The 26786-nt window shown below is 59.5% G+C and carries 28 protein-coding genes and 1 pseudogene; 11 read left to right on the top strand and 18 right to left on the bottom strand.

Features of this window, described 5'->3' with window-relative positions; translation table 11 throughout:
* Positions 1–112 precede the first annotated feature (112 nt).
* The 7 genes from DY250_RS12465 to trhP all read right to left on the bottom strand — a co-directional run bounded on the left by DY250_RS12465 (position 113) and on the right by trhP (position 8321).
* The gene (locus DY250_RS12465; protein WP_006986292.1) at positions 113–853 is read right to left on the bottom strand and encodes an acid phosphatase; all 741 of its coding nucleotides are present in this window, start codon (positions 851–853) and stop codon (positions 113–115) included.
* 342 nt (positions 854–1195) lie between these two features.
* On the bottom strand, positions 1196–1720 hold the full coding sequence (locus DY250_RS12460; RefSeq protein ID WP_115612557.1) for an FtsB family cell division protein: 525 nt from the start codon (positions 1718–1720) through the stop codon (positions 1196–1198).
* Positions 1720–3012 carry a phosphopyruvate hydratase gene (gene eno / locus DY250_RS12455; RefSeq protein ID WP_006986294.1) on the bottom strand — a complete coding sequence of 431 codons (1293 nt, stop codon included), beginning with the start codon at positions 3010–3012 and terminating at the stop codon, positions 1720–1722. Before eno ends, DY250_RS12460 begins: the two co-directional genes overlap by 1 nt.
* Before the next feature lie 18 nt (positions 3013–3030).
* Positions 3031–3843, bottom strand: a complete 813-nt coding sequence (gene kdsA / locus DY250_RS12450) for a 3-deoxy-8-phosphooctulonate synthase (RefSeq protein ID WP_115612556.1) — start codon at positions 3841–3843, stop codon at positions 3031–3033.
* Positions 3840–5474: a CTP synthase gene (locus DY250_RS12445; RefSeq protein WP_115612555.1), complete on the bottom strand. Its 1635-nt coding sequence runs from the start codon at positions 5472–5474 to the stop codon at positions 3840–3842. Before DY250_RS12445 ends, kdsA begins: the two co-directional genes overlap by 4 nt.
* Positions 5471–6766: a tRNA lysidine(34) synthetase TilS gene (tilS, locus tag DY250_RS12440; protein ID WP_245951130.1), complete on the bottom strand. Its 1296-nt coding sequence runs from the start codon at positions 6764–6766 to the stop codon at positions 5471–5473. The genes DY250_RS12445 and tilS overlap by 4 nt, the downstream gene beginning before the upstream one ends.
* A gap of 214 nt (positions 6767–6980) precedes the next feature.
* Positions 6981–8321: a prephenate-dependent tRNA uridine(34) hydroxylase TrhP gene (gene trhP, locus DY250_RS12435; RefSeq protein ID WP_115612848.1), complete on the bottom strand. Its 1341-nt coding sequence runs from the start codon at positions 8319–8321 to the stop codon at positions 6981–6983.
* Between the two features lie 104 nt (positions 8322–8425).
* Between trhP and DY250_RS12430 the strand changes: the two genes are divergently transcribed.
* Complete coding sequence (locus DY250_RS12430; protein ID WP_006986300.1) at positions 8426–8890, top strand: S-ribosylhomocysteine lyase; 465 nt, start codon at positions 8426–8428, stop codon at positions 8888–8890.
* 302 nt (positions 8891–9192) lie between these two features.
* Here the strand turns inward: DY250_RS12430 and DY250_RS12425 are convergent, their stop codons facing one another.
* Positions 9193–10263, bottom strand: coding sequence for an AAA family ATPase (locus DY250_RS12425; protein WP_115612553.1), 1071 nt, complete (start codon positions 10261–10263; stop codon positions 9193–9195).
* Positions 10264–10377: 114 nt separating this feature from the next.
* Complete coding sequence (locus DY250_RS12420) at positions 10378–10872, bottom strand: DMP19 family protein (RefSeq protein WP_115612552.1); 495 nt, start codon at positions 10870–10872, stop codon at positions 10378–10380.
* 70 nt (positions 10873–10942) lie between these two features.
* Here DY250_RS12420 and DY250_RS12415 point away from each other — a divergent pair, with 70 nt between their 5' ends.
* From DY250_RS12415 to DY250_RS12390, 6 genes are all read left to right on the top strand, one after another.
* Positions 10943–11479: a methylated-DNA--[protein]-cysteine S-methyltransferase gene (locus DY250_RS12415; RefSeq protein ID WP_115612551.1), complete on the top strand. Its 537-nt coding sequence runs from the start codon at positions 10943–10945 to the stop codon at positions 11477–11479.
* On the top strand, positions 11476–11832 hold the full coding sequence (gene crcB, locus DY250_RS12410; protein WP_115612550.1) for a fluoride efflux transporter CrcB: 357 nt from the start codon (positions 11476–11478) through the stop codon (positions 11830–11832). The genes DY250_RS12415 and crcB overlap by 4 nt, the downstream gene beginning before the upstream one ends.
* Before the next feature lie 108 nt (positions 11833–11940).
* Positions 11941–14748, top strand: coding sequence for a valine--tRNA ligase (locus DY250_RS12405; RefSeq protein ID WP_172542372.1), 2808 nt, complete (start codon positions 11941–11943; stop codon positions 14746–14748).
* 450 nt (positions 14749–15198) lie between these two features.
* Positions 15199–15678, top strand: a complete 480-nt coding sequence (locus tag DY250_RS12400; RefSeq protein WP_115612549.1) for a CBS domain-containing protein — start codon at positions 15199–15201, stop codon at positions 15676–15678.
* A gap of 8 nt (positions 15679–15686) precedes the next feature.
* Positions 15687–17012: an ArsB/NhaD family transporter gene (locus tag DY250_RS12395; RefSeq protein WP_115612548.1), complete on the top strand. Its 1326-nt coding sequence runs from the start codon at positions 15687–15689 to the stop codon at positions 17010–17012.
* A 165-nt stretch (positions 17013–17177) separates the two neighbouring features.
* Positions 17178–18146, top strand: a complete 969-nt coding sequence (locus DY250_RS12390; RefSeq protein ID WP_245951129.1) for a polyprenyl synthetase family protein — start codon at positions 17178–17180, stop codon at positions 18144–18146.
* On the opposite strand, the gene DY250_RS12385 is transcribed toward DY250_RS12390, so the two are convergent.
* On the bottom strand, positions 18143–18919 hold the full coding sequence (locus DY250_RS12385; RefSeq protein ID WP_115612546.1) for a TSUP family transporter: 777 nt from the start codon (positions 18917–18919) through the stop codon (positions 18143–18145). The two genes, DY250_RS12390 and DY250_RS12385, sit on opposite strands and share 4 nt — an antisense overlap.
* Entirely contained in the window at positions 18909–19520 is a 612-nt protein-coding gene (gene yihA, locus DY250_RS12380; RefSeq protein ID WP_115612545.1) for a ribosome biogenesis GTP-binding protein YihA/YsxC, read from the bottom strand. Before yihA ends, DY250_RS12385 begins: the two co-directional genes overlap by 11 nt.
* Before the next feature lie 84 nt (positions 19521–19604).
* Here yihA and DY250_RS12375 point away from each other — a divergent pair, with 84 nt between their 5' ends.
* The 3 genes from DY250_RS12375 to DY250_RS12365 are packed head-to-tail and all read left to right on the top strand — an operon-like array spanning position 19605 to position 21437.
* The gene (locus DY250_RS12375) at positions 19605–20282 is read left to right on the top strand and encodes a c-type cytochrome (protein ID WP_115612544.1); all 678 of its coding nucleotides are present in this window, start codon (positions 19605–19607) and stop codon (positions 20280–20282) included.
* Between the two features lies 1 nt (position 20283).
* Positions 20284–20739, top strand: a complete 456-nt coding sequence (locus DY250_RS12370) for a YcgN family cysteine cluster protein (protein WP_115612543.1) — start codon at positions 20284–20286, stop codon at positions 20737–20739.
* 5 nt (positions 20740–20744) lie between these two features.
* Positions 20745–21437, top strand: coding sequence for a cell division protein ZipA C-terminal FtsZ-binding domain-containing protein (locus tag DY250_RS12365; RefSeq protein WP_115612542.1), 693 nt, complete (start codon positions 20745–20747; stop codon positions 21435–21437).
* 142 nt (positions 21438–21579) lie between these two features.
* On the opposite strand, the gene gap is transcribed toward DY250_RS12365, so the two are convergent.
* The 4 genes and pseudogenes from gap to cysT form a co-directional block, all read right to left on the bottom strand.
* Positions 21580–22587: a type I glyceraldehyde-3-phosphate dehydrogenase gene (gap, locus tag DY250_RS12360; RefSeq protein ID WP_006986316.1), complete on the bottom strand. Its 1008-nt coding sequence runs from the start codon at positions 22585–22587 to the stop codon at positions 21580–21582.
* Between the two features lie 162 nt (positions 22588–22749).
* On the bottom strand, positions 22750–23235 hold the full coding sequence (locus DY250_RS15175) for an ATP-binding cassette domain-containing protein (protein WP_218565600.1): 486 nt from the start codon (positions 23233–23235) through the stop codon (positions 22750–22752).
* A gap of 93 nt (positions 23236–23328) precedes the next feature.
* The gene (locus DY250_RS15170; RefSeq protein WP_218565599.1) at positions 23329–23862 is read right to left on the bottom strand and encodes a sulfate/molybdate ABC transporter ATP-binding protein; all 534 of its coding nucleotides are present in this window, start codon (positions 23860–23862) and stop codon (positions 23329–23331) included.
* Positions 23859–24685 (bottom strand): annotated as a pseudogene (gene cysT, locus DY250_RS12350) (sulfate ABC transporter permease subunit CysT). The gene DY250_RS15170 and the pseudogene cysT overlap by 4 nt, the downstream one beginning before the upstream one ends.
* 249 nt (positions 24686–24934) lie before the next feature.
* Between cysT and DY250_RS14800 the strand changes: the two are divergent.
* Positions 24935–25063: a hypothetical protein gene (locus DY250_RS14800; RefSeq protein WP_281270390.1), complete on the top strand. Its 129-nt coding sequence runs from the start codon at positions 24935–24937 to the stop codon at positions 25061–25063.
* A gap of 48 nt (positions 25064–25111) precedes the next feature.
* Here the strand turns inward: DY250_RS14800 and DY250_RS12345 are convergent, their stop codons facing one another.
* Genes DY250_RS12345 through DY250_RS12335 form a run of 3 tightly spaced genes read right to left on the bottom strand, consistent with a single transcriptional unit; the run spans position 25112 to position 26702 of the window.
* A complete protein-coding gene (locus DY250_RS12345; RefSeq protein WP_115612541.1) occupies positions 25112–25681 on the bottom strand; it encodes a hypothetical protein in 570 nt (189 codons plus the stop codon).
* A 3-nt stretch (positions 25682–25684) separates the two neighbouring features.
* Entirely contained in the window at positions 25685–26323 is a 639-nt protein-coding gene (locus tag DY250_RS12340) for a thermonuclease family protein (protein WP_115612540.1), read from the bottom strand.
* Positions 26313–26702 carry an integration host factor subunit beta gene (locus tag DY250_RS12335; protein ID WP_172542370.1) on the bottom strand — a complete coding sequence of 130 codons (390 nt, stop codon included), beginning with the start codon at positions 26700–26702 and terminating at the stop codon, positions 26313–26315. Before DY250_RS12335 ends, DY250_RS12340 begins: the two co-directional genes overlap by 11 nt.
* Positions 26703–26786 lie beyond the last annotated feature (84 nt).

The following is a 26786-nucleotide window of genomic DNA, read 5'->3' as shown; positions in this document are numbered from 1 at the left end:
GCGGCTGTTTTCCATATTTCTGCTGTTTTCCCACAAAAACGCCGCAATGCGCGGCGTTTCTTCTATGCGATGCGCACCAAGCGGGATGGAACCCGCTCTCGCGTTGTTGAGTCTATTTTTGTTGTAGGGCTTTGAATTCGGCCTTGGCTTTTTCCAGTTGTGCGATGAAGGCGGGTTTGTTGTGCAGGGTGGCGACTACGGCGCTTGCAACCACGCGGGCGGCGTCCACATCGCTTTGCCAGTGATAGCCGCAGATGACCCGGCTTTGCCCCATTTCAAATCCGCGCTCGAAGATTTCCTGCTGGCGTGCCGGATTGATTTCGGCGAGTACCAACGCGCTTGCCCAGCCAATGGCGGTGTGGCCGGAGGGGTAGGAGCCATTTTTCGAGAGTTTTTCTTCGTCATCGGGGCGGCAGGTGTGTTCTTCAAAGAAGGCAAACGGGCGGATGCGCATGTAGTGTTTTTTGGCGGTGCGGGTGGCAAGCTCGCCTGCGTCTTCGCGGAAATGCAGGAGAAGTTTGTGGATTTCTGGAGTATCTTTTTCGGTGATGGGCATCCCGAAGGCTTCGGAGAAGGCCTGTGGCACGCCGCTGCCGCTTACGTGGGCATCGTTGTAGGCGAGCTCGCCGCGTGGGGTTTTGCGCAGTTGTTTGCCTTTGTCGTATTGCGCCTTGTCGTTGAGGAAGGCGATGCTGTCCATTGCCGGCGGTGGCGGCAGCAGTTTGAGGCTGTCGGCGACTTCATCTAGCGTCATGTAATACACGTCGGGACGGGTGGTAACGTCACCTTCGCCCGCATGCAGGGCGAGGGGCAGTGAGGCGAGCAACAGGGTTGTCAGCAGGGGCTTTTTCATATGTGGGTCCTGTGGAATGGATGGAGAAGCGGGCTGCACGACTATAGTTAAACATCTAAAAAATCGTAACGGCGTTGCGCTGCCTGTAAGGTCTGCGGCAGCGCGCCTTATTACGCTCTTTTATCTATTCAGCTATATAGGGACTTCAAATAGAAACCTACGGTATTGGCGCGACTCGTCGTGTTACACGTACGGTCTTCGTCGTGCCGCTTTATTTGAAGTTACTGTGCAACCCGGAGGTATTGTAACGCGAACACCGTGTTTTTCACAGGAATATATCTGAATTACCACGTTTGTTTTGTGTTTTTTTGAGGATTTGCCCAAGTGAGCAGGCGGAAGACGCTATTGCAGCGCTTCAAGTTGCAGCGGCACAGGGCTGACGGGGATGGGGGTGACGGTTTCATCGCCGTTACCGGAGCCACCAGTCGCAGGATTGACAGATTCGAGGGTGAGTTTTTGATCCAGCGGACGGGCATTGCCCGGCAGTTGCGGCGCGGCAAGGAGGAGGTTGTCGGCTTTTTGCCGTTTTTCCCGTTCGACGAGGCCGGGGATGTCGGGAATATGCGCCATTTCGCTGTCCGGCAGGACGAAGTAGGTCTCGTTTTTGCCGATCATGCCGTAGTCCTCACGCGCTTTTTCTTCGTACATGCGGTAGGCGTCGGGGGATTTGAGGCTGTCCACGTTGATGCGCAACGCATCGTTGCGGTCATTGAGTGCTTTGTTTTCACGCAAATGCAAGCCGACCTGCTGGCGCAGGTCGGCGATGTGTTCCTGGGTGCGGTTTTGCAACCGCCACAGGTAGGCGTTTATGAGTCCGAGGCTGAGCGCGATAGCGAGCAGCGTCAGGTAGATAAACGCTCGCTTCATCAGTTCTTGATTTTGCCAAGCAGAGCAGCTTTGCCACCGTAGCGGACTTCATTGCCGAGTTCGGCTTCGATGGTCAGCAGGCGGTTGTATTTGGCGACGCGGTCAGAGCGGCACAGTGAGCCGGTCTTGATTTGCGTGGCGCTGGTGGCAACGGCGATGTCGGCAATGGTGGTGTCCTCGGTTTCGCCGGAACGGTGCGAGACGATGGCGGCGTAACCGGCATCTTCAGCCATTTTGATGGCTTGCAGGGTTTCGGAGAGGGAGCCGATTTGGTTCGGTTTGATGAGGATGGCATTGGCGATGCCTTTTTCGATGCCTTCTTTGAAGATGCGGGTGTTGGTGACGTAGAGGTCGTCGCCGACGAGTTGCACTTTGCCGCCGAGTTTGTCGGTGAGGATTTTCCAGCCGTCCCAGTCGCTTTCGTCAAGGCCGTCTTCGATGGAGACGATCGGGTAGCGCTCAACGAGGCCGGCGAGGTAGTCCACAAATTCGGCAGAGGTGAAGGTTTTGCCTTCGGAAGCGAGGCTGTATTTGCCGTTTTCGTAGAGTTCGGAAGCGGCAACGTCAAGGGCGAGGTAGATTTGTTCGCCAGCTTTGTAGCCTGCTTTGGCGATGGCTTCCATGATGACTTGCAGGGCTTCTTCGTTGGAGCCGAGGTCAGGGGCAAAGCCGCCTTCGTCGCCGACGCCGGTGGAAAGGCCTTTGTCATGCAGGACTTTTTTCAGGGTGTGGAAGATTTCGGAACCGGCGCGCAGGGCTTCGTGGAAGCTGTTGAAGCCGGCAGGCATGATCATGAATTCCTGGATGTCCACGCTGTTGTCGGCGTGTTCGCCGCCGTTGACGATGTTCATCATCGGTACGGGCAGGGTGTAGCCGGTGGTGTTGTGCAGCACGGCGTAGAGCGGTTTTTTCAGGCTGGCAGCTTTGGCGTGGGCGAGGGCGAGGGAGACGCCGAGGATGGCGTTTGCGCCGAGGTTCTTTTTGAAGTCATCGCCGTCGAGGTCGAGCATGATTTTGTCGAGGGCGGTGAGGTCGTCAATGGCTTTGCCTTTGAGCGCCGGGCCGAGTTTTTCGTTGACGTTGGCGACGGCTTTGGTCACGCCTTTGCCGAGGTAGCGGGCTTTGTCGCCATCACGCAGTTCGAGGGCTTCGCGTGAGCCGGTAGAGGCGCCGGAAGGAACGCCAGCGGTGCCTTGTGCGCCGTCGGAAAGGGTGACGGTGACTTGTACGGTCGGGTTACCGCGTGAGTCGAGGATTTCGAGGGCTTTGACGTTTTGTACGGTTGTCGTCATTGTGTTGGCTCCTGTTAGTTAGAGGGTTTTGGCGATGTTGTCGAGCGCTTGCAGTTGTTTGAGCAGCTCGGGCATGTGTCCCAGCGGCCAGGCATTCGGCCCGTCGGAGAGGGCTTTATCCGGGTCGGGATGGGTTTCCATGAACAGTCCCGCGACGCCGACGGCAACTGCCGCGCGCGCGAGGACCGGCACGAATTCGCGCTGCCCGCCGGAGGAGGCGCCTTGTCCCCCCGGCAGTTGCACGGAGTGGGTGGCGTCGAAGACGACGGGGCAACCGGTTTGTTTCATCACCGGCAGCGAGCGCATGTCGGAGACGAGGTTGTTGTAGCCAAAGCTCACGCCGCGTTCACACAGCATGATGCGGTCATTGCCGGTGCTTTTTGCTTTATCGGCGACGTGGCGCATGTCCCACGGCGCGAGGAACTGGCCTTTTTTGATGTTGACCGGCAGACCCTGGGCGCAGACGTTGTGGATGAAGTTGGTCTGGCGGCAGAGGAAGGCCGGGGTTTGCAGCACATCCACCACGGCAGCGACTTCATCCAGCGGGGTGTCTTCGTGCACGTCGGTAAGAACGGGGACGCCAATCTCGGCTTTGACTTTGGCGAGAATGCGCAGGCCTTCGGCAATGCCGGGACCGCGATAGCTGGCACCGGATGAGCGGTTGGCTTTGTCGAAGGAGGATTTGTAGATGAAGGGGATGCCGAGATCGTCAGTGATTTTTTTCAGGGTTTCCGCTGTTGATAGCGCGAGCGCTTCGCTTTCGATGACGCAGGGACCGGCGATGAGGAAGAAGGGACGGTCGTTGCCGACTTGGTGGCCACAGAGGTTCATGCGTCTGCTCCGTCGTGATGGGCGCGCGCGGCGCGGATGAAGGATTCGAAGAGCGGGTGCCCTTTGCGCGGGGTCGAGGTGAATTCGGGGTGCGACTGGCAGGCGATGAACCACGGGTGGTCTGGCAGTTCGACGACTTCCACCAGGCCATTGTCTTCGGAACGGCCGGAGATGATCATGCCTGCGTCTTCGAGGCGTTTTTCGTAGTGGCTGTTCACTTCGTAGCGGTGGCGGTGGCGTTCGTTGATGATTTCCGCGCCGTAGATTTGTGCGATTTTGCTGCCGGATTTGAGCCGTGCCGGCAGGGCGCCGAGGCGCATGGTGCCGCCGAGGTCGCTTTGTTTGTCGCGCTGTTCAGTCTCGCCGCGTTCGTTCACCCATTCGGTGACGAGGGCGACCACGGGTTCCTGGCTGCTATCGCCCCATTCGGTGCTGCCGGCATTTTCGATGCCGAGGACGTGGCGCGCGTATTCGATGACGGCGAGCTGCATGCCGAGGCAGATGCCGAGGTAGGGGATGCGGTTTTCGCGCGCGTATTGCACGGCGCGGATTTTGCCGCTGATGCCGCGATTGCCGAAGCCTCCCGGCACGACGACGCCGTCCACGCCTTCCAGCAGCGATACGCCCTGCCGGTGCAGGTCTTCGGAGTCGATGTAGCGGATTTTCACCGCATTACCGCTGCGGATGCCGGCGTGGTAGAGCGCTTCGTTGAGCGATTTGTAGGCATCGGTGAGATCCACGTATTTGCCGACCATGGCAATCGTCACTTCCTGTTGCAGGTTGGCGATGGCGTCGTTGACCTGCTGCCAGTCACTGAGATCAGCGGGGGCGGCGTCAAGGGCGAAGTGGCGCATGACAACTTCGTCCACGCCCTGCTTGTGATAGAGCAGCGGGATTTCGTAGATATTTTTCACGTCCAGCCCGGCGAAGACCGCATCAGCGGGGACATTGGTGAAGAGGGCAATTTTGCGCCGCTCGTCTTCGGGAATATCACGGTCGGCGCGGCAAATCAGCATATCCGGCTGAATGCCGATCGAGCGCAATTCCTTGACGCTGTGCTGTGTCGGCTTCGTTTTCAATTCCCCTGCGGCGGCGATATAGGGCAGCAGCGTCAGGTGGATATACATGCAGCGGCTGCGGCCCAACTGCGTACCCAACTGGCGGATGGCTTCGAGGAAAGGCAGCGATTCAATATCGCCGACCGTGCCACCGATTTCCACCAGCGCAATATCCGCCCCCTCGGCGGCGCGTAACACGTACGACTTGATGGCATCGGTAATATGCGGGATGACCTGCACCGTCGCGCCCAAATAATCGCCGTGGCGTTCCTTGCGGATCACCTCGGCATAAATGCGGCCGGTGGTGCAATTATTGAACTGGGTGGCACGCATCCGCACGAAGCGTTCATAGTGGCCGAGGTCAAGGTCGGTTTCCGCGCCGTCGTGGGTAACAAACACCTCGCCGTGCTGGAAGGGGCTCATCGTCCCCGGATCGACATTGATATACGGATCGAGCTTGATCAGCGTGATGCGCAGCCCGCGTGATTCCAGAATAGCGCCCAAAGAAGCGGCGGCGATGCCCTTCCCCAAGGAAGAAACCACGCCGCCGGTAACAAAAATAAACTTGGTCATGCGTCCGAAACCGATGAAAAATGATGCGAAATGCTAACAGAATGCGCCTGTTGATGCCAGTCAAACGCCAGCCCGTCCCAGCCCGCCGCCGCACCAAAACCGCCCAACCACGCCGCTTCACCGTCCACCAGCAAGAGCGGCAGACGGCGGCGCAAATACGGCGGCACCCCCTGGTTCTGCAAAAAATTCTTCAGCGCCTGCGGATAACGCTGCCCGGGTGCCTGCCAGCGCGCGGCACAGGGAAACAGCGCCCAACGGCACACCCTGCCCGCCAGCAAATCCTGCCCCGTGCGCAAGTGCAACGCACCCACACCCTGCCACACTGTTTGGGCGGCAAACGGCGGTGGCGACTGCGGCGCACTGGCGCGGAACAAGTGCAAACAGCCGCGATGCTGCACCACTACCGTCCCGCCATAACACAATTCCGCATGACCATTCTGCCCGCCAAGCGCGTCTATAAACGACAACAACCGCTTAGCCGGCGGCGCGGGCTGCCCGGCACGCTGCAACCAGCGGCGTAACAAGGCCTTGGCGACCGTTGCCCCATGCGCAGTAACGAGCGCGTCCCACGGCAATACCGTCTGCGCCTCGCCCAGAATCCCGTCCAGCAACGCCTGCTGCACCGCTTGCGCTTCAGCCAGCCAGCCCGCCGAACGCGCGACCGCTGCCGCCATCTCCACCAGCGGCGGCAAACCCGCATGACGCAGGCGGTTGCGGGCAAAACGCGTATCCACATTGCTGGGATCATCCAGAAACGGCACCCCCTCGGCGGCAACAAACGCCTCAATCGCGGCGCGCGACGTATCCAGCAGAGGCCGCCAGTGCGCGCCATCGGCAAACGGACGTTGCGCAGGCATCGCCACGAGACCGTCCAGCCCGCTGCCGCGCAACAACTGCAAAAAAAACGTCTCGACCTGATCCTCGCGGTGATGCGCGGTGAGCAGCACCCCACGCGGTGGCAAACGCGCCGCCAGTGCCTGATAACGCAGCATTCGCGCCCTGGCTTCCAGACTCTCGCCCGACGCCGTATGCCAGTTGAGACGCAACACCTCGCAACGGATCCCGCGCGCCGCTGCCTCACGCACACAAAACGCGCCCCACTCGCCACTCGCCGCCGACCAGCCATGATCCACATAACAGGCGACAAGCGGTGCCGTAAGCTGTTGCCGCTGCGCGACGAGCGCCTGCAACAGCGCCATACTGTCGCGCCCACCGCTTAACGCGAGCCAATACGCCGCTGGGCGGTACGCCGCCTGCCAGTGCCAGAAGGGGGAAGAGTCAGAAAGCAACATCGGGATTACCAGCATGGAAAACGGCGCGAGGATAGCGCAAGAAGGGTGTAAATACAGAGCCCGCGTAGGGTGGGCTTCAGCCCACCGGGCAGGCACAGCCTGCTTTTTGCAATCTTGATAAGGGATAAAAACAACGCCAAGCGGTGTAAACACTGGGCCCGCCAAGCGGCGTCGTTACCGGCTTCATGGCGACATCACGCAATGCCACTTGTTATCACAAATGCTTCGCCAGCAGGGTATAGGTATCAACCGCGCCGAGGTCGGTTTGCACCCGCCAGCCGCTGCCTTTCGCTGCCGCTACGATCTCGCTGCTGCTCACGTCGCGCAGTTCGCCGAGGGTGAGATGGCGGTTACCGCCCGGCTGGATGAGTTCGATGCTGTCGCCGCTGGCGAAGTGGTTTTTCGCTTCAATGGTGGCAAGGCCTGTTGCCGCGTCAAAGGCGATGACTTCGCCGACGAATTGCTGCGTGGCAGCGTTCGATGAACCGGTGGCGTAGTTTTGCTGCGCCTTGATTTGCCGGCGCACAAAGAAGCCGTCGGTATAGCCACGGTTGGCAAGCCCTTCGAGGCTGTCGCTGAGACCAGGATCGAAGGGGCGGCCAGCAAGGGCGTCGTCAATGGCGCGGCGGTAGAGTTGCGCGGTGCGCGCCGCGTAGTAGAAGGATTTGGTGCGGCCTTCGATTTTCAGGCAGTCCACGCCGATTTTTACCAGTTCGCCGACGTGCTCGATGGCGCGCAGGTCGCGGCTGTTCATGATGTAGGTACCGTGTTCGTCTTCGGTGATTTCCATGTATTCGCCGGGGCGGTTCGTTTCTTCGAGGTAGTAGGTGCGGTCGGCGAGCGGGTGACGCTCTTGCGGGTCGGTGAGCCCTTGCAGCGCGTCGGGGGAGAAGATGCGGTCGGGCGTGGGGATGAATTCGCCCTCGCTTTCTTCGGTGGCGCCGTGCGTTTTGTATTGCCAGCGGCAGGCGTTGGTGCACACGCCCTGGTTGGGGTCGCGGTTGTTGAAGTAGCCGGAGAGCAGGCAGCGCCCGGAGTAGGCGATGCACAAGGCGCCATGCACGAAGACTTCCAGCTCGATGTCCGGGCAGCGTTCGCGGATTTCGCGGATTTCGTCCAGCGAGAGTTCGCGCGAGAGGATGATGCGGCTGATGCCGTTTCTTTCCCAGAATTTGACGCTGGCCCAGTTCATGCTGTTCGCCTGCACGGAGAGGTGGATGGGCATGTCGGGGAAGGCGTCCTTGACCAGCATGATGAGGCCGGGATCGGACATGATGCAGGCGTCCGGCCCCGCCCTGAGCGAGGGGCTGAGGTCGCGGATGGCGGTTTGCAGTTTGTAGTTGTGCGGCATGGCGTTCACGGTGAGGTAGAACTGCTTGCCCAGCGCGTGTGCCTCGTTGATGCCGGTTTGCAGGTTTTCGTCGTTGAACTCGTTGCCGCGCATGCGCAGGGAGTAACGCGCCGCGCCCGCATAGACGGCATCCGCGCCGTAGGCAAAGGCGTAGCGCATGGTTTTCAGGGAGCCGGCGGGGGCGAGGAGTTCGGTGTGTCGCATAAGTTCTCGGAGGGTATGGAAAAAGCGCGCATTATAGCGGCCCGCCTGCGGGGTCTGTGGCACAATGGCCGCCCCTTTTCTACTGAATAAATGCAGGAGTTGTTATGCAAAAACGCATGAATGTCGAGAGTTTCAACCTCGACCACACCAAGGTGAAAGCCCCCTATCTGCGCCTCGCCGACAAGAAACAGGGCGAACACGGCGACGTGATTTTCAAATACGACCTGCGCATCTGCCAGCCGAATCAGGAGCACATGGAAATGCCGGCGCTGCACTCGCTGGAACACCTGATGGCGGAGCTGTCGCGCAATCACAACGGTCATGTGGTCGATATTTCGCCGATGGGCTGCCAGACGGGGTTCTATGTGTCGCTTCTGAACGAGCCGGAATATCAAACGGCGCTGGATTTGATTGAAAAGACCCTGCGCGACGTGCTGGAAGCAACGGAAGTTCCGGCCTGCAATCCGGTGCAATGCGGCTGGGCGGCCAGCCACAGCCTGGAAGGCGCGAAGGAACTGGCGCGCAAGCTGCTTGACAAGCGCAGCGAGTGGGAAACGATCTTCGCCTGAGGCGGCGGATTCCCGCGCCGGATACTGCCCCGGCACACGATAAAGTCCTTCCCCGACGGGAAGGGCTTTTTTATCCCGCTTGGCGCATACCTCACCTGAAAACGTGCCCGCTAAAGCCTCCTTCCCTATTTTTAGCGGAGAAAGAGAGTATTCCTCCGCAGGACGCACCCAAAAGCGCCATTAACCTGCCGGACGCCAAAATCCAGAATCATCTGCCGCGAGGCGGTTCAAGTCCAGCGCAGCAATGCTAATAACGGACTGAAACCCGCCTGCGAGGAGCGTTTCATTTCCCGGCATCGGTATCACAGCTGCTCGCGGATCCAGCCCAGCATATCGGGATGGTTCACCGCCCACTGCCCCTCGCTGTTTTTGGTGATGAAATCCGCGCGCGTCAGGCGGCGCAGCGCGGCTTGCACCTGCGGCACGCTGACATCATCCACCCCCATTTGCGCCGCCAGCCATTGTCTTGTGTCCTGGGCGTACAGGGTTTGCTTCTCTTGTGCCAGCGCTTGCAACAGCAGGCGATCCAGCGCTTTCAGTTCCCGCCAGATAGCGGCGTAATCGGCGCTGTCGTGCAGGTATTGCTGCTGTGCGGCGGCGGCCACGTCCAGCGGCAGGGTAGGGTCAATAATCATGTTCTGAATGATGGTGCGCAGGTGCAGCGGGATGTGTTCGAAGCGGACAAGCCATTGATACAGCGCCTGTTTGTCCAGCGTATTGGCGGTGCGCGCCTGATAGATGTCGGCAAGGAAATCGGTAAATTCCTGTTCCAGGCGCGGGAATGCCATCGCGTGCGCGAACTGGAAAAACGGCGCCTTGTAATCGCTGAACATTTGCCGCAGGCCGTTCATACTGGATCCGGTAAAGATGACTTTGACCTGTGCCCGGTGCACATCCAGCCCGGTGCGCAGCGAACGGATGAGGCCGCCCGTGTCGCTGAGGCGGGCCAGCTCCTGCACTTCGTCAAGAAGCAGCAGGATCCGTCTGCCACCCTGGGCCAATGCCTCGATGACTTCGCTGATACTCGCCGGAGCGGGTGCTTTTTCGCGGCTAAGGCTGGCACCAAAAGCAGAAACCTGCTCGATCCCCGCCAGCCACGCTTTCAGTTTGCCGCTGATGCCGAGTTGGCTGGCAAAATCCAGCAACGCAAGACGGAAGCGGTTTTCCGTCTGCGCGTCGCTATCCATGAAACTGAAATAGAAGGCGGCAAAATCGCGCGCTTCGGCGGCAGGCTGGATGTCGTTCAGCAAAAACTGCGTCTTGCCCATGCGGCGCGGGGCGAACAGGGTAAAGGCGCTGACCACACCTTCGGCCAGCATCGTCAGCAAGGCGTCGGCATAGGGGCGGCGGGAATAGTAAAGCGGGTCGTGCATGGCGGTTCTCCGGTGGTTGCGCGGGATTATACGATTTTAGACAGGTTTTGACGAATTAGACAAGAACCGTCTAATAACATCTAATCCTTTTGCAACAACGACCTACAGGAACACCTAGCGCGGATAGATGAAATCCGGCGCGTGTTCGCGGATGAAGCGAGCTATCTGCGGATAGAGTTCCGCGTCAATTTCATAGAACGCCTCGTCCAGCGGTTCCAGCGCCTCAATATCGCCGGCTTCGTTTTCATGTGCGTTCAGTTGAGCGTCGCGTTCTTCGTCATCAAAAGAAGGGGCACCATCAAAGAGTGCCAGCGCATCGGCATAGATGCGGATGAAGCGCGCATCACCCAGCAGTTGCAAAGCTTCCTGCACGTCCTGCCACATCACCCCCATCGGTGAGCCGAAGAACATGACGTGGCCACCGTCAAGTTCCTGAGTGTAGGCATCAAGCGCCATCAGCAGCCGCTGATGGCGAGTGAAGGGCTGCAAAGCGGCGCAGTACTCCGCATAGGTTTCGGTGTGGGCAATAGCAGCGCGCACGGGTTCCAGCACTGCGGTGTAGTTGTCTTCGTTGACGTTTTGGGCAAATTTCAGGGTGATGGCAGTCATAGTGTCTCTGAACGGTAGTCAATAAGCGTCGTATTATAGAATTTGCCCTTTAATTAAGCTGCTTCTTCTCATGAACACCCTCATCAGCCAACGCATCGTGAGCCCCCTCGGCGATCTCTACGTCTGTGCCAGCACGCGCGGTATCTGTCTGCTTGAATTTGCCGGCACGCAGCGCATCACACGCGAAAGCCGCCAGCTCGAACGCCACTTCGGCTGCCCGATTACCCTCGGCGAGAACGAACATACCCGCCAGACTGCCGCCGAACTTGGCGAATACTTCGCCGGCACACGGCGCGATTTCACCATTGCCCTGCACCCCGTCGGCAGCGACTTCCGGCAACGCGTCTGGGCGGCACTGCGCGCCATCCCCTACGGCACGACCACGCACTATCAGGCACTCGCGGCCACCATCGGCCATCCTGCCGCTGTGCGCGCTGTCGCCGCTGCCAACGGCGCCAATGCCATCGCCATCCTCATCCCCTGCCACCGCGTCATCGGCAAAAACGGTGCGCTGACCGGCTACGGCGGCGGCATCCATCGCAAAGCCTGGCTACTCGCGCACGAACGCGGCGAAGACAAGCACTCCACCCAACCCCTACCTCTATGACCTTGCAACACTTCACCCTTATCTTCCTTGGCGGCGGACTAGGCAGCGTGGCACGCTACCTATTCGGCGTCGCCCTGCCCGCCCGCGCCTTCCCGCTCGGCACATGGCTGGCAAACCTCATCGGCTGCTTCCTCATCGGCTATCTCGCGCAAACACTTGCCCGCGACAACGCCGCCCTGCGCGCCCTTTGCATCACCGGCTTCTGCGGCGGCTTCACCACCTTTTCCACCTTTTCGCTCGACATCGTGCAGCGCTGGCAGGACGGACATTACCTCGTCCCCACGCTCTATCTCATCATCAGCCTTGCCGGCGGTATCGTCGCCGTCCTCGGCGGCATGGCACTGGCACGCTAACCCCCGCTAACGTACCCCACGCAACCTTGTGGTTGCGCGGGGGGCCCCGCCGGGCGCATCCCGCCCCATGCTAAAATCCGCGCTTTTCTTAATGACACCGAGGTAATCATGAACACAGACGGCATGGCCACCCGCTACCAACCCGCCGACATCGAAAACAAATGGTACGACCGCTGGGAAAAGGGCAACTACTTCGCCCCCAGCGGCAGCGGCAAGCCCTACGCCATCATGATTCCACCGCCGAACGTCACTGGCACCCTGCACATGGGTCACGCCTTCCAGGACACCATCATGGACGCCCTCATCCGCTACCACCGCATGCTCGGTGACAACACCCTGTGGCAGCCGGGCAGCGACCATGCCGGCATCGCGACACAAATGGTCGTCGAGCGCCAGCTGAACGCGCAGGGCAAAACGCGGCACGACCTCGGCCGCGAAGCGTTCACCGCCAAAGTGTGGGAATGGAAAGCCGAATCCGGTGGGCAAATCATGCGGCAACTGCGCCGCCTGGGTGCCTCGCTCGACTGGATGCGCGAGCGCTTCACCATGGATGACGCCCTCTCGCGCGCCGTGCGCACCCTCTTCGTCAAACTCTACGACGACGGCCTTATCTATCGCGGTAAGCGTCTCGTCAACTGGGACCCGGTGCTGAAAACCGCCATCTCCGACCTCGAAGTCGAAAACCGCGAAGAAAACGGCCACATGTACCACGTCCGTTATCCCTTCGTCGCCGGACAGGGGCTAGACGGGCAGTACATGCACATCGCCACCACCCGCCCGGAAACCATCCTCGCTGACGGTGCACTTGCCGTGCATCCTGATGATGAACGCTACCGCCACCTGCTCGGCAAAATGGTGCACGTCCCGCTGACCGAGCGCGTTATCCCCATCATCGCTGATGAATACGTCGAAATGGACTTCGGTACCGGCTGCGTGAAAATCACCCCCGCGCACGACTTCAACGACTACGCCGTCGGCCAGCGGCACACCATGGAAGTCATCAACCTGATGAACCCCGATGCCACCCTGAACGACAATGTCCCCGCCGCATATCGTGGCCTCGACCGCTGGGTGGCGCGGGAGAAAATCGTTGCCGACCTTGATGCTGCCGGATTACTGGAAAAAGTAGAACCGCACACCCTGAAACGCCCCTACGGCGACCGCAGCGGTGTCGTCATCGAGCCCTACCTCACCGACCAGTGGTTCGTGGACCTGTCCAGCGACAAAGGCATGGCCAAGCTCACCCAGCCCGCGCTCGACGCCGTGCGCGATGGCCGCATCAAATTCGTGCCGGACAACTGGAAAAACACCTACTACAACTGGATGGAAAACCTGCAAGACTGGTGCATCTCGCGCCAACTCTGGTGGGGGCACCGCATCCCCGCCTGGTATGACGCCGACGGCAACGTGTACGTCGCCGAAAACGAAGCCGCCGTGCGCGAAAAATACCGCCTCGCCGCCGAACATCCGCTGACACAGGACGAAGACGTGCTCGACACCTGGTTCTCCTCCGCGCTGTGGCCGTTCGCCACCCAGGGCTGGCCGGACGACACCGCCGATCTCAAAACCTATTACCCCGGCAACGTCCTCGTTACCGGCTTCGACATCATCTTCTTCTGGGTGGCGCGCATGGTGCTGATGGGCATGTACTGCATGAACGGCGCAGTCCCCTTCCGCGAGGTATACATCCACGGCCTCGTGCGCGACAGCGAAGGACAGAAAATGTCCAAATCCAAAGGCAACGTCCTCGACCCGCTCGACATCATCGACGGCATCGACGGCGAAGCCCTGGTCGCAAAACGCACCAGCGGCATGATGCAGCCACAAAAAGCCGAAAAAATCGCCGCGCAGACCCGCAAAGAATACCCGGACGGCATCGCCGCTTACGGCACCGACGCCCTGCGTTTCACCTTCGCCGCGCAAGCGACCATGGGCCGCGACATCGTCTTCGACACCAAACGCGTCGAAGGCTACCGCAACTTCTGCAACAAACTGTGGAATGCCGCCCGCTTCGTGCAAATGCAGACCGCAGGCCAAAGCATCACCGCTGCCCCCGTCAAAGAAAAAAGCGCTGCCGACCGCTGGATCTACGGCGCACTCGACCGCACCATCCGCAGCGTGCGCGAAGCGTTTGACACCTACCGCTTCGACTTCGCTGCGCAAGCCCTGTACGACTTCATCTGGAACCAGTACTGCGACTGGTACCTCGAACTCGCGAAACCCGTCCTCGGCAAACACAACGACGATGACGCCGAAAAAGCGCGCACCCGTCACACCCTGCTCGACGTCCTCGAACAAGCGCTACGTCTCATCCACCCGCTCATGCCCTATATCAGCGAAGAAATCTGGCAACAAACCGCGCCTCTGCTCGGCACAGCGGGCGACACCCTCATGACCCAAGCCTACCCGACGGCAAGCAACGGCGAAGACCCGCAAGCCGACGCCGAAATCGCCTGGCTGCAAGAAACCCTGCTTGGCGTGCGCAAAATCCGCGCCGACATGAACATCGCCCCTGGCAAACCGCTGCCGCTCATCATCAGCGGCCTGGACGATAACGCCAGAGGCTACCTTGCCGCCCAGGAACGCAGCCTGCTCGCACTGGGCCGCCTCGACAGCGTACGCGTCCTCGCTGACGGTGAAGCCGAACCCGAAGCCGCCGCCTTCATGGTCGGCAGCGCAAAAAACATGATCCCGCTCGCCGGCCTCATCGACAAGACCGCCGAACTCGCCCGCCTCGACAAAGAAATCGCCAAACGCGAACAAAACATCGCCCGCCTCAGCGGACAGCTCGCAAACGTTCGCTTCACCGCCAGTGCCCCCGCCGCCCTGGTCGAACAGACCCGCGCCCAACTCGCCAGCGACGAAGAAACCGTCGCCGCCCTGCGCGCGCAGCGGGAAAAAGTCGCAGCGTTGTAAACATTCAGAGCCATCCCGCTTGGCAGTCGCCACAAACCCAGTAATTACGCCGCTTGGCGGCTGCCTAATTCCGCATTCCGCACAAAAAAAATCCCTTCCCCCGCTTGCGGGGGAAGGAGGCCGAAGGCCGGAAGGGGGGGATAAAAACCAGCGTTTACCTCTATTAGCGCAAACCCAGTTTACATCCCGCTTAGCGGCAATCCCTGTTATTTATGCCGCCCGGCGGCAACACGATCCCGCTGCCGAGGATTGCCCGCAAGCCCGTCGCCAGACGGGCTTTTTGTTACCGGCTGCCTTGATCTGCAAAGCCGACATTGGTACCGCTTGCCGCCACTATGGATGCGATGCGGCGACGGACATGGGCAAGCGGTGGCATTTTTGTGGAAGAATGAGGTTAGATGTGGTTTTTCACGCTACAATTATTGCTCTTCCCACTTCAAGGAGGCTTTTATGAACTACACCTGTCGTGATGTGAGGCTGCCTAACCACCCGACGTTGCATCCGGCGATGTCCATTGCCGGCGCGTTTGCCGCTATCCATCACCGCAATGAGCGCTTTTTCCCGGTAGTCGATGACGCCGGTGATTTTGTCGGTATTTTCAACAGCAGGTCGCTGGTGGAACTGCTGCTGCCACGCAGCCTCACCGCCAATCTCGGTCGCGAGATGAATCCGCCAGAGCTGAATTTCATGAAGACCACGCCTAGCGAACTGCTCCAGCGCCTGCGCGAGCATTATGAAGATCCGATTACCGATTACCTGATACGCGACGAAGTACCGCAGTGCACACCCGACACCAGCCTGATGGAGGCGCTATACCTGCTCTACCGTAGCCGCCGCAGTCACGGCGTCGTGCTGGCAAAGGGCAGCCGCTACTATCTTGGTTTGGTCAGCATCAGCAGTATTCTGGATAGCATCATCAGGGCCGCATAGGGGGAATCATGCAGGCGTCTCATGTGATCTTCGGTCTTGACCCGATGTGGTCGTCGGGCATCATTCTGGTCATCGTCTATATCGTCCTCATCATGGAGAAACTCAACCGCGCGGTCACGGCACTGCTCGGCGCGATGTTGATGATTTACTGCGGCCTGCTCAATCAGCATCAAGCGCTGGAAAAGGTGGATTTCAACACGCTGTGGCTGCTTACCGGCATGATGATGCTGGTCAACATCACCGCGAAAACCGGCGTGTTCCAGTACGTTGCCATCCGCTCGGCGAAGTGGGTGCGCGCCGACCCGGTCGGCATCATGCTGATGCTCTCAGGCATCACCGCGCTCTTTTCCGCCCTGCTGGATAATGTGACGACGGTGCTGCTCATCACGCCGGTGACGCTGCTGATTACTGAGCAGCTCAGAGTCCGCACCTTCCCCTACCTCTTTGCCACCATCCTCGCCTCCAACATCGGCGGCACGGCAACCCTCATCGGCGACCCGCCGAACATCATCATCGGCTCAAGAAATGGCCTCAGCTTCGGTGAATTCATCTACCACATGACGCCGATCGCCCTCATCATCATGGTGACCGTCGCCGCCATGCTGTGGCTGGTACACCGCCGTAACCTGAAAACCACCTTGCGCGCCCGCGCCGCCATCATGCGTTTCAATGAAAAAGAGGCGATTACCAACCCAAAACTGCTGAAAAAATGTATCGGCGTCTTCGCCCTCGTCCTCCTCGGTTTCTTCGTTGGGCACCCGCTTGGCGTTGAACCCGGCACGGTGGCGCTTTCCGGCGCGGCGCTGCTGATGCTGCTCGCCTACGGCAAGCAGCCGGCGGAAAAGCAAACGGAAAACGTCCACCACGCCTTTGCTGAAGTGGAGTGGATCACCATCTTCTTCTTCATGGGGCTTTTCATTATCGTCGGCGCCGTCGAACAAAGCGGCCTGCTTGACGTGCTCGGGCACAAACTCATCGCCGCCACCAATGGCGATGTGCCGAAAATGGCCTATGCGGTGCTGTGGGTCTCAGCCATCCTTTCCTCCGTGCTGGACAACATCCCCTTCGTCGCCACCATGATTCCACTCCTGCAATCGGCAGGAGCCGGCATCGATCCGCTCACCTTCGAACCGGTGTGGTGGGCGCTGGCCTTGGGCGCCTGCCTCGGCGGCAACGGCACCCTCATCGGTGCGAGTGCCAACCTCACCGTCGCTGCCTTTGCCGAGCGCGCCAAACAGCCCATCGGCATGGTGCAGTTCGCCAAATACGCTTTCCCACTGATGCTCTTCACCATCCTGCTGTCGCACATCTACCTGTGGCTGCGCTATTTCTGATGATGGTCTGACCAGCTTCGTGCACAACGAAGATTCGCCGCTTGTCGGGGCCCTGTGCTGGGGCTTCGCCAAGCGGCGTCGTGGCGCGGTTTTGTCGCCTGCGGAGGCTATCGGCTACAATGCCGCCTTTCCTTTCAACTCCGTAACAACTTCATGGGAACACAGATGGACGACACAGCAATCCGGCAACTCATCCAGCGCGAAATGGCACAAACCGAAGCGTTGATGCAGGCTGAAATGCGGGCGGAAGTGCCGCTGGCGGAACTAGTGATGCAGTACGCCATTGGCGACGGCGGCAAGCGTTTCCGCCCGCTGCTGACCCTGTTGAGCTGCGGACTGTGCGGCTATCGCGACGAACACGCTATCACCGCCGCCGCCTTCATCGAATTTATCCATAACGCCACCCTGCTGCACGACGACGTGGTGGATGAATCCGCGCTGCGCCGTGGCAAACCGTCCGCCAACATCGCCTTTGGTAATGCCGCCAGCGTCCTGGTCGGCGATTTCCTCTATACCCGCGCCTTCCAGCTGATGGTGCGCACCGGCAACAGCGACGCCATCGCCATGATGGCCGATGCGGTCAACCTCATTGCGGCGGGCGAAGTGATGCAGCTCGGCAACATGCACGATCCCGATGTTGATGAAACCCGCTACTACCGCGTCATCGAGCTGAAAACCGCCGTGCTGTTCGCTGCTGCCTGCAAAGTGGCGGGACTGCTGGCCGGCCTTGATCCGGCACAAAGCGAACGACTCGCCGTCTATGGCCGCAAACTCGGCATGGCCTTCCAGATTATGGACGATTTGCTGGATTACACCGGCGATGAAGCGCTGATTGGCAAAGCGCTAGGCGACGACCTCGCTGAGGGCAAACCGACCCTGCCGCTCATCCGCGCCCAGCAGCAATTACCTGCCGCCGACAAAGCGCGTCTGCGCCACATCATCGAGCAGGGCGAACGCGAGGCGATCGGTGAAGTGATGGCCTTATTGCAAGCAACGGATGCCCTGTCCTACAGCCGCGAAGCCGCTGCGCGCCTGGCAGACGAAGCAGTGCAAGCACTTGCCTCCTTCCCTGACAACGACTACAAAACCGCACTCACTGCTTTGGCGGCGCGCACCACCGAACGCCGCCGCTAAAACCAGAAACGATAGGCCAAATAACCGCTCATCAAGAGTGACATCGTAATAACCGCCGGACGAATCAGGCGGTTCCCCTTGCTGATAATCAACCCGGCCGCAAGACGCGCCCCGAGCAACTGCCCGACCGCCATCATCAGACCAACCAGCCAAATTACCCGACCGCCGGCCAGAAAAACGAAGAGCGACATCAGATTGGTGGTGGCGTTATACGCCTTCGCCTCTATCGTCGCGTTTTGCAAGGTGTAGCCGCGCAAGGCAATCAGTGCCAGCATCAGGAAACTGCCTGTACCCGGGCCGAGGAAGCCGTCATAAAAACCGAGCGGGAAAAGCGCGCCGCTGACAAAATGGCCATAAGGCAGACGTGCTTCCCGCTCCATCGTGCCCAGCGACGGCATAAAAATGAATAGCAGGGCGACTGTTGCCAAAAGCAGCGGCAACACCTTGCGTAACAGATCGGGCGGCAGCCACTGCACCACGGCCGCTCCCGCCGCAGCACCGAGCGCACAGGCGATAATCCCGGGCAACAATTTACGAAAACGAATCTGGCCACGGCAGACAAAATACCAAGTTGCCGACAGCGTACCGAAACTGCCCTGCAACTTGTTTGTGGCCAACGCCGCATCTGGCGGCAATGCCAGCATCAGCGCCGGCACCGTCAACATCCCGCCGCCACCGGCCAGCGTATCGACAAACCCCGCCACCATCGCTACCAGCAGCAGCGGCAACAATACCCACGGCGACAAACCGGCATTGAGCAACTCATTCAGCATGAGCCACCTCCATCCACGCATCCAGTTGTGCCACCAGTTCGGCCAGCCCCAGCCGCTTCAAACTGGAAAAGAGCTGCACCGAAAACGGCGCATGCCAGTTCACCAACTCACTACGCAACGCGCGCAATTGTTTCTCTGCCATGCTACGACTGAGCTTGTCCGCCTTCGTCAACAACACATGCGCGGGTAACTGCCGCTCGGCACAACATTCCAGCATGCGGATATCCAGTTCCTTCATCGGGTGGCGGATATCCATCAATAGCACCACCCCGCGCAGCACCTCGCGTTGCAACAAATAGCGGCCAAGCAGGGCCTGCCAGTGCGCGCGCACCTGCTCTGGCACTTCGGCATAACCATAACCCGGCAAATCGACCAAAAAACACCCTGCATCAGGCAGGGCAAAATAATTGATGAGCTGCGTCCGCCCCGGCGTGCGCGACACCCGGGCCAGCGTCTTCTGATTCGTCAACGTATTTAGCGCACTCGACTTGCCGGCATTCGAGCGGCCGGCAAAGGCGATTTCGACACGCGAATCAGGTGGAAATTGCGCCTCGCGATTGGCGGAAAAGGCAAAAACCGCCTGCTGGTAACGACTATTCATCTCTTGTAAAATGCAGAAAAACCGCCTGAAATTCTATATCAGGCCCCTGATAAACAACAAAAGAAAAATCTTGCGGAGCAAGTCATGAAAAAAGGCATAGTGACAATCCTGACCATCGCCGTTGCCGGCTGGGTACAAGCTGCCGATATCAAAGCGGGTGAAGAAAAAGCGGTTGTGTGTGCCGCCTGCCACGGACCCGGTGGAGCAAGCAGCAACCCCGAATGGCCGATACTGGCGGGACAAGGACAAAAATACCTGGAAAAACAATTGCGTGATTTCAAGAGTGGCGAGCGTCCGAGCCTTATCATGCAGCCGCAAGCTGCCTTACTGGCCGACGAAGACATCGTCAACGTCGCCGCCTATTTCGCAGCGCAAACACCGCCACCCGCTACGACCGAAGGCGCAGGGGAAAATCCCGAAGAACTGCTGGCGCTTGGCGAAGCACTCTATCGCGGTGGTAATCTCGAAAAAAGTATCCCCGCCTGCATGGCCTGCCATGGCCCCGCCGGTGATGGTATCGAACCGGCCGCTTTCCCGCGCGTCTCCGGGCAGCATGCCAAATACACCCGTACCCAGCTGGATGCCTTCAAGACCTCGGCTCTCTTTGACCAGCAGGCGAGCGAAACCGACCCGAGCAGCCTCGTCGTGCGCGGCAACGACCCGAACGGTATGATGCGTGACGTGGCGGAGAAACTCACCCCCAAACAAATCGAAGCCGTCGCCCGCTACATGCAGGGACTACATATGCCGGAAACCCCCTGAATTGCACCAACACGATGACCAATGGTGGCGACAACCCCTTGAACGCCTGACCGACAACCAATGGGAAGCCCTCTGCGACGGATGCGGACTGTGCTGCCTGAACAAAATGGAAGATATTGATACGGGAGAAGTGTACTTCTCCCGTGTTGCTTGCAAACTACTGGACATTCACAGCGGGCGCTGCCGCGACTACCCCTGCCGTCACACCCAAGTGCCGGACTGCCTCAGCCTGCGCGAACTGCCGCGCCAGGACTACTCCTGGCTGCCGCCCAGCTGCGCCTACCGCCTGCGCCATGAAGGCAAAAACCTGCCCGACTGGCACTATCTCGTCTGCGGAGACAAAAAAGAAGTGCACCGCCGACACCGCAGCGTGCGCCACTTTGCACTCAGTGAAAACGAAGGCCACGCCATAGACGATTACCTCATGTACCGTCTTGAAGACATACTCGGAGCCTAGGAACCATGACCAACCCATCCGTATTGTTACTGCGCATCACCGCCGCCATCATCATCCTCGTCGCCATTGCCGGCACCTCCCTCATGATCAAACGCCAGCGCGACCGCGAGCGCGACATACACGACGGCCATCCCAAATACCGGGGCTCAACCCTTGATGCCCCGCCTGCTGAACATAACCGCAAAACCAGCCGCCTCAACCCTGGTATCTTCGGCGGCAGCAAAAACAGCGCTCCGCCCAAGCCACGCAGCAAACCACCGGAGCTGATCGTCCCGCTCACCATCATGGCGCCGAACAATCACCCGTTCAGCGGCAAAACTATCTCCCGTCTCGTGCAAGCCTTCGGCCTGCAATACTCGCCCAACCAGACCTATGAACTCATCGGTGCCGGCGGACGCGAAATCTTCTGCACCATGCTGGACGTGCGCCGCCCTGGTATCTTCCCGCAAAATCTGGATAACGCGGAACACAACTACGAAGGCCTCATGCTGGTGCTACAACTGCCGGTCAGCCAGGAACCCGTCAAAGACTGGGAAACCTTCAGCGCTCTCGCCCACGAAATGGCGGAACACTGCGACGGCTGTCTCAGCGATCACAAGCGCCGCCCGCTGGAAGAACGTGCACTTGCTCGCTACCGCAAAAATATTGAAGGCTACGAAGAGCACTATCAGAACTGGCTGCGCCTCCAGCGCGGCTGATACAGGAAGGTATCCCTTCCTAGCCGTTAAAACCCCGCCTAAAAATTTAGCTATGTGCCCCACAGCTGAAGCCACGAAGTCAAGCGGGAGAAGCAGCAATAAAAAACCGCCCCGAAGGGCGGTTTTTTCATGCAAGTCGTGATTACTTGATGAGGCTGGCAAAGTAGGCCAAGGTACGGATGAGCTGGTTGGTGTAGCTCATTTCGTTGTCATACCAAGCGACAGTTTTCACCAGCTGTTTGTCCCCGACGGTCATCACTTTGGTTTGCGTGGCGTCAAAGAGTGAGCCTTCGCTGATGCCGACGATGTCGGAAGAGACCAGTTCTTCTTCGGTGTAGCCGAAGGATTCGTTGGCAGCGGCTTTCATCGCGGTATTGACTTCTTCGGCAGTGACTTTTTTCTCTAGGACGGTGACAAGTTCGGTCAGGGAACCGGTAGTGACAGGCACGCGTTGTGCGGCGCCATCCAATTTGCCTTGCAGTTCGGGGATAACGAGGCCGATGGCTTTGGCGGCACCGGTGCTGTTCGGCACGATGTTGGCGGCAGCGGCGCGGGCGCGGCGTTTGTCGCCTTTGCGGTGCGGGGCGTCAAGGGTCATCTGGTCGCCGGTATAGGCGTGGATGGTGGTCATCAGGCCTTCGACGATGCCGAATTTGTCTTGCAGGACTTTGGCCATCGGTGCCAAGCAGTTGGTGGTGCAGGATGCGCCGGAGATAACAGTTTCGCTACCGTCGAGGATTTTGTGGTTGACGTTGTAAACGATGGTTTTGATATCGTTACCGCCCGGTGCGGAGATGACGACTTTTTTCGCGCCGGCCTTGATGTGTTTCTCGGCTTTGTCTTTGCTGGTGAAGAAGCCGGTGCATTCGAGGACGACGTCTACACCCAATTGGCCCCACGGCAGTTCTTCCGGGTTAGCGTTGGAGAAAACTTTGATTTCTTTACCGTTGACGACGAGGCTGTCGCCTTTGAGTTCGGCGGTGCCGTGGAAACGGCCTTGCGAGGTGTCGTATTTGAAAAGGTGCAGCAGCATGTCGGCCGGGGTAAGGTCGTTGACGGCGACGACTTCGATATTTTTCGCTTTGTCCATTTGGCGCAGAGCGAGGCGGCCGATACGTCCGAATCCGTTGATGGCGACTTTGATTGTCATGAGTTTTATCTCCTGGTTTGTGGGTTGAAAGCCGCGCGATTATAGCACTATTGCCTCAACTATTTAGAAAAAGCGTTGATTGTCAGCCTCACTTAGGGTTTGCTGAAAAGGGGTAGCAGGCGGGATAAATACTGATTCCGTCAAGAGGAATAAAACCTGGGTTTATGCTGGCTGCACCACGCCGTCCCGCTCATGCAGCAGCGCCTCTACCGTGCCGCCCTCACGCAGGAAATAAAGCTGGCGCGGTTTGATGTACACGCGCTGTCCCGTTTGTAACGCCTGGCGGCGGAAGACTTGCGCCGCCAGCGGCAGTTGCCAGCGCGCATCATTGCCCCAGCACAGGTTATGCACAGTGATGCGGTAGTTCGCACCGAGCAGGGTGACGTTGTTGATGACCAGCGGCAGTTTCACATGGTCTGGCGGATGGTCGGCGAGTTCGATGTCCTGTACGCGCAGGGCGGGTTCGCCGTTGCCGTCGGCAAGTGGCTGTTCGACTTTCGCCAAGGCATGGCTGCTGTGCACGATGTGTGCGGCGAAGTGCGCAGAAAAACGCTGCGTTTCACTCATGAAGGCGAAGACTTGCGCATCGGCGGGCGCGGCGTAGAGCTGTTGCGGGTCAGCGTTTTGCGCAATCGCGCCGTGGCGCATCACTACGATGCGGTCAGCGAGATCAAGTGCTTCTTCGCGGTCGTGGGTGACGAAAACACCGGTGAAGCCCAGCTCGCGTTGCAGACCTTTCAGCTACTGACGCAAATCCTGGCGCACTTGCACGTCCAGCGCGCCGAAAGGTTCGTCGAAGAGGGCAACTTCCGGCGTGGTGGTCAGCGCCCGTGCCAACGCTACCCGCTGCTGCTGCCCGCCGGACAGTTGCGCCGGGTAACGGCTGCCGAAGGTAGCGAGCTGCACCATTTCCAGTAGTTGTGCGACCTTCTGCCGGATGACGTTTTTCGCCGGACGCTGCCCGCGCGGCAACACGGTAAGCCCAAAAGCGACATTATCGGCAACGGTCAGGTGCTTAAAGAGCGCGTAATGCTGGAAGACAAAGCCGATATGGCGCGCACGCACGGGGACATTGGTCACATCGCGGCCATTCAGGACGATGCGCCCGCCGTCCGCCGATTCCAGCCCGGCAATCAGGCGCAACAGGGTCGTCTTGCCGCTGCCGGACGGGCCCAGGAGCGCCGCCATTTCGCCCGTCTCAATGCGCAAATCCGTGGGCAAGAGCGCCGGAAACTCGCCGAAACGCTTGTGTAACTGAACAACCTCAATACTCATACATGCTCCTCATGCCGCGCGACCCAGGCTTTCAACGCCAGCGTCGCGAACGCAATACGCACCAGCAGCATCGCGCTGGCAAATGCAGCCGCCGCCTGATAATCCTGATACAACAATTCCACATTGAGCGGTAACGTCATCGTCGCGCCGCGAATATTGCTGGATACCACCGACACCGCGCCGAACTCGCCCAGACTGCGCGCGAACGACAACACCGCGCCGGCGAGAGCAGCGGCAGAATCACGCGACAAAACACCTGCCAGGGACGTGCGCCCAGCGTCGCCGCTGCCTCCTCTACCTGACGCGGTAGCGCTTCCAACACTGGCTGCACCGCGCGTACCACAAACGGAATACTGGTAAAGACCATCGCCACCACAATCCCCAGCGGCTGAAACGCCACCTGCACGCCCAGCGCGGCAAGTGGCCGTCCCAGCCAGCCATCGGCGGCAAAAAGAGCAGCAAGGGCAATCCCCGCTACCGCCGTGGGCAGGGCAAACGGCAAATCGACGAGCGCATCGACCATCCCCTGCCCGAAAAAACGATAACGCACCAACACCCAGGCCAGTAGCAGTCCGCAGACCGCGTTCACCAGCGACGCCCAGGCCGTCGCCCACAGCGTCACGCGGAACGCCGCCAGCACCTGAGCATCAGAAATCACCGCCCAATAATCCGTCAGCGACAACCGCGCCACATTCATGACCAGGCCGGTGAGCGGCAGCAACAGCACCAACGCAACAAAAAACAGCGACAACCCCAGCGACAGACCGAAACCGGGCAACACCTGCAAACGGCGCGGACGGGGCAAAGTGGAAACAGGCGACATGATGAATACTCTTGCAATCGGGCGGGCGAGTATAAAACGCCGCCTGCGCGCGCTTTATGCCAAAAAGGCATAAGGGACAAACCGGGGATGGATATGGATTGCACCTGGGAAGCCCGCAATTACACCGCTTGGCGCCTGCCAACATTGACCCGCAGTACCGCCGCATCGTCCAACCCGCCATAGCAGAGCATCGGCGGGATGAGGCCGAGCGGGAAGTCCTCCAGCGTAAGAAGGAGTGACAACAGGCAGGTGAGCCCCCTCATCAGCAAGCACGATGTCACCGATGATGCGCAGGCGTTCAGCGCGGTTGAAGCGGCGCGCGAGAGTTTTTTAGAAGACGTAATAGCAATCCCGGGAATGAAACCGGGATGGGAATAAGATTAAGCAATGGCATACCGAAGCGTCACAGCTAGCAGCGCCGACGCTTCAGGAGGCATGCGGTCGTTGACGGCGTCGCTTCCGCCAGAAGGGGACGGCGATGGCGATAGGCACGATGGCGAGGGTGATGAGGATGGTACCGAAGACAACGGTGCCGTTTAAGCCGCTATCGCTGTTGGTGATGTAGAGGCTGCGTAGCAAGCGGGGTTCGCCGTGCGCCGTAGCGGGAGGGCTGATGAGGGCATAGTGCTGCCTCGGCCAAAAGTTGCTGCGGCTTTGCCAAAGGGCGATGGTGAAGCCGCCAATGGAGCGGGTTTCCTGCTGTTGCCAGGCGGCGCCGAGCGTGGTGCTGATGTCGGCATAGAGGGCGGTATCGTCTGCCGCGCTGTGGAAGGTCTGCCCGCAGTGTTTACGTTTGCTGTCATCACCATGCGCGGTGATGTCGCTCACGGCATCAGCGGCGCGGTCATAATGCTGACGGGTGTTATCGTCGCGGATGCGGTTTTTTTCGCCGTTAAGTGGCAGATAGGCACAGAGATCCGCTGTTTTTGCCGCTTGCGGCGGCGTGCAGGCAGTAAGGCTGAAGGCGAGCAGGAGAGGGACGAGGTATTTACGCATGGTTCAGAGGTGGTGGCGACGCCAGATTTTCGGGTTGATGGGCTGCTGGTTTTTGCCTTTGTGCCAGAAGCCACGGCGTGCTGCGCGGGCATTTTTTTCTGCCTGTTTATAGGCGGCGGGGGTATCTTTGCTGTCGTAGGCGAAGGCGTAGCCGTCTTCAACCATTTGCAGGTTGATGTTGCGGCCGTACACAAACAGGGTGCCAAGGCTGCGCTGGTAGTAGTCGGGGCCAAGATAGTGCATATCGAAGTTTTGCCCGAGACGCTTGCCGAGTTCGCGTTTGGATTCTTCGCCGAAGGGTTTTTGCCCCATTTCCGGCGCGTCGATACCGGCGAGGCGGATGCGGATTTCCTGTTGGCCTTTTTGCCCGTTGCAGCGGGCGGTGACGGTGTCGCCGTCGTAGATTTTTTTCAGCGCACAGCGGTAGGTTTGGCCGTTTTGCCCGTGAAAGGCATCATGGCTGCCGCTGTCGTTGCTGCGCCCTTCTTTGTGCGGCCAGGCAGCGAAGGCGAGCATGATGACACCGCTCAAAACCAAGATGATGACTTTGTCGAGGCTCTTTTTGCCGCGCAGGAAGGATATAAATAGCGCCGCGAGGCGGCGCTGTTGTTGTTTGTTTAGTGGTGTGCGTTTACGCGTCATTTTCGTCCACCCGTTCGCGCAGTTCTTTGCCGGCGCGGAAGTAGGGGATGGATTTGGCCGGAACCTCAACGGATTCGCCGGTTTTCGGATTGCGTCCGGTGCGCGCCTCACGGTAGTGCAGGGAAAAGCTGCCGAAACCACGGATTTCGACGCGGTCGCCTTTTTCCAGGCTTTGGCAGATTTTTTCGATGATCAGTTTGACGGTTTCTTCGACGTCCTGGCTGCGCAGTTGCGGGTAGCGCATACAGAGGCGGTCAATCAGTTCCGATTTGGTCATGTTCGCTCCATTGCGTTTTTTGTGGTGTCGCCTCGGGGCGGCCTGGTGAATGCTGTTGTGGATAACCGCAGCCTGGTAGCTACGGGATATATAGTTAAACATCTAAAAAATCGTAACAGCGTTGCGTCGCCTTGCCGTACTACCTGTACTGTCTGCGGCGACGCGCCTTGTTACGCTTTTTTATCT

The sequence above is a fragment of the Cardiobacterium valvarum genome (assembly GCF_900460955.1).
Taxonomy (GTDB): domain Bacteria; phylum Pseudomonadota; class Gammaproteobacteria; order Cardiobacteriales; family Cardiobacteriaceae; genus Cardiobacterium; species Cardiobacterium valvarum.
This window is presented reverse-complemented; position numbering and strand designations above follow the sequence as displayed.